At 42.9% G+C, this 406-nt stretch carries 1 protein-coding gene; it reads left to right on the top strand.

Features of this window, described 5'->3' with window-relative positions; genetic code table 11:
• A partial coding sequence (locus IQR33_RS05115; RefSeq protein WP_193838018.1) for a transposase occupies positions 1-379 on the top strand: 379 nt, incomplete at its 5' end.
• Positions 380-406: the final 27 nt, after the last annotated feature.

Below are 406 nucleotides of genomic sequence, written 5' to 3'. Positions count from 1 at the left end.
TACTATTCTCCAAAGCATGCCTGGTGTTGGTAAAGTCCTTGCGGCATCCCTAATTAGTAATGTACCCGAGTTGGGCTTTATCACTAACAAACAAGCTTCTTCTCTCATTGGTGTCGCACCGATAACAAGAGAAAGTGGCCGCTTTAAAGGTAAGCGGCTGATACAAGGAGGGCGGACTCAAGTTAGGACCGTTATGTACATGGCGATGATGTCGGCTATCCAATGCAACCCTGTTTTCAGAGCAACTTATGAACGACTACTTACGGCAGGAAAACCGAAAAAAGTTGCCATTGTTGCCTGCATGAGAAAGATGGTTGTTATCTTAAATTCAATGCTAAGAGATGGTGTTATGTGGGATACAGATAGCCTCAAAAATTAACTATTGACGCCATAGTCTCTTGTTATA

This window comes from Vibrio sp. OPT46 (genome assembly GCF_015163535.1).
GTDB classification, from domain to species: domain Bacteria; phylum Pseudomonadota; class Gammaproteobacteria; order Enterobacterales; family Vibrionaceae; genus Vibrio; species Vibrio alginolyticus.
The sequence above is the reverse complement of the archived record's forward strand: the minus strand, read 5'-3'. Positions and strand labels throughout refer to the sequence as shown.